The following is a 1855-nucleotide window of genomic DNA, read 5'->3' as shown; positions in this document are numbered from 1 at the left end:
TGCGTACCTACCTCGACAACCTCTAATCGCTGTATTCGCAACAAAGGCCGGCCTGTCCGGCCTTTCTTACGTCGATAAACTGCCCCCATGACCGCGATCCGCGAGCGCACCGTCCTTTTTGCCGACCTGCGCGGCAGCACCGGGCTGTACGAGGCCCTCGGGAATGCCGAAGCCAGTGGCATGGTCACCCAGACAGTCGGCCAGATCAGCGAAGCCGTGCTGGAAAGCGGCGGCCAGCTGATCAAGACCCTGGGCGATGGCCTGATGGCCGCCTTCGATACGCCGCGCGATGGCGTGCGTGCCGCCCAGCGCATGCAGGAAATGCTCGAACGCACCGTGCAACGCGCGCGCCGCCAGAGCAACCCGCCCATGCTGGCCATGCGGCTGCAAGTGGCGCTGGCGCGTGGCGAGGTCGTCGAGCTCAATGGCGACTGCTTCGGTGACGCCGTCAACGTCGCCGCCCGCCTCATCGACCATGCCGGCGACGGCGAGATCCTCATCACCGCCGAAGTGCTGACGGGCCTGCACCATGCGTCCAAGGGGCGCTTTCGCAGCCTGGACCGCATCTCGGTGCGCGGCCGCGTCGAGCCTGTACACGTCTACCGCATGGACGCCGCGCCCTTGGTCAGTGCCGACGACACCGCCACCCAGTTCGGCGAGCCGATGCGCTCGACCGAGCCGGACGGCATGCGCCTGATCTGGCAGGACCTGGACCGCGTCTTCGACATCGGCGCCATGCCCATCGTGCTGGGCCGCAGCGTGCAGGCCACCTATTGCATCACCGACGCCCGCGTGTCGCGCTCACATGCCCGTATCGACTGGCAGGGCAGCAGCTTTGAGCTGACCGACCTGTCCTATAACGGCACCTACGTGCGCTTCGGTGATTCGGGCGAGCTGCTGAGCCTCAAGCGCGGCAGCTGCACCCTGCACGGCAGCGGCGTCATCGGCCTGGGCGGCATGCCCACGGACGAGCAGTCGCCCATCGTGCGCTTCGAGGTGCTGCACTTCTACGACACCGAGCCCCAGCCCTTCGGCGGCCCTCGCTCCAGGCGCTGACTCATGGCCTTTCTTCCCGAACCGCCGCAGCGCCACGGCGTCGCGCCCGCTGGCCCGGATGTGGCCGTGCTGCTGTGCAATCTCGGCACACCCGACGCGCCCGATGCCCCTGCCCTGCGCCGCTACCTCGCCCAGTTCCTGGCCGACCCGCGCGTTGTCGAGATCCCCAGGCTGATCTGGCTGGCCATCCTGCACGGCATCATCCTGCGCGTGCGGCCGGCCAAGTCAGCCGCCAAGTACGCAACGGTATGGACGCCCGAGGGCTCGCCGCTCAAGGTCTGGACAACAAAGCAGGCCAAGCTGCTGCAAGGCACATTGGGCGGCCGCGCGCGCGTCGCTTTCGCGATGCGTTATGGCCAGCCTGCCATTGCCGCCACGCTCGACGCCCTCAAGCGCGAAGGCGTGCGCCGCGTGTTGGTGCTGCCCGCCTACCCGCAGTACTCGGGCGCGACCACCGCCAGCGTCATCGACGACGTCGCCCGCTGGGCGCTGCGGACCCGTCACCTGCCCGAGCTGCGCTTCATCAACCGCTATCACGATGAGCTGGGCTACATCGCCGCCCTGGCCCAGACCGTGCGCGAGCACTGGCAGCGCGAGGGCCGTGGCGACAAGCTGGTCATKAGCTTTCACGGCATGCCCGAGCGCACCCTGCACCTCGGCGATCCTTACCACTGCGAATGCCTGAAGACCGGCCGCCTGCTGGCCGAGGCGCTGGGGCTGCGAGACGGTGAATGGCTGGTCACCTTCCAGAGCCGCTTCGGCAAGGCCAAGTGGCTGGAGCCCTACACCGAGCCCACGC

The 1855-nt window shown here is 68.2% G+C and carries 2 protein-coding genes; both read left to right on the top strand.

Annotated elements, in window-relative coordinates; all coding sequences use genetic code 11:
- The first annotated feature begins 87 nt into the window (after positions 1–87).
- Positions 88–1056 carry an adenylate/guanylate cyclase domain-containing protein gene (locus ACXJKR_RS31245; protein WP_056198063.1) on the top strand — a complete coding sequence of 323 codons (969 nt, stop codon included), beginning with the start codon at positions 88–90 and terminating at the stop codon, positions 1054–1056.
- Between the two features lie 3 nt (positions 1057–1059).
- Positions 1060–1855 (top strand): ferrochelatase (gene hemH, locus ACXJKR_RS31240; RefSeq protein ID WP_457326163.1); only part of this gene is annotated, 796 nt, incomplete at its 3' end.

This window comes from Roseateles sp. P5_E11 (genome assembly GCF_054049355.1).
This window is presented reverse-complemented; position numbering and strand designations above follow the sequence as displayed.